This is a genomic window from Neisseria sp. P0009.S010 (assembly GCF_051958545.1).
Lineage (GTDB): Bacteria > Pseudomonadota > Gammaproteobacteria > Burkholderiales > Neisseriaceae > Neisseria > Neisseria subflava_A.
In genome coordinates this window covers 1-244 of sequence record NZ_JBQCVH010000056.1, presented here as the reverse complement: position 1 = coordinate 244, position 244 = coordinate 1, and the positions used below count along the sequence as shown (strand labels likewise).

Genomic DNA, 244 nt, shown 5'->3' with positions numbered 1-244 from the left:
ACCGGTTCGACCGCGTACAACGTGTCGGTCGGCGACGCCAATAACGCGACCCGCTATCTGTCCGCCACCGACCGCCTGTCCGCTGGCCGCACCGCGCTGGTCCCCACCGGCTACGTCAGCAACGGCGGGAACATCCGCATCACGGTCGCCCCGACCGTGGCGGACGCCACCGCTGGCAAGGTGACCGTCCGGGTCGAGTACATCGTCCGGAACCGCGTCAACGAAGTCCAGACCCATTAAGGTC

1 protein-coding gene is annotated in these 244 nt (G+C 67.6%); it reads left to right on the top strand.

Annotated features, from left to right (window positions below; all coding sequences use genetic code 11):
* Positions 1–240: hypothetical protein (locus tag ACTHSN_RS10885; protein WP_440365324.1), on the top strand; the 240-nt coding region annotated here is incomplete at its 5' end.
* Positions 241–244 lie beyond the last annotated feature (4 nt).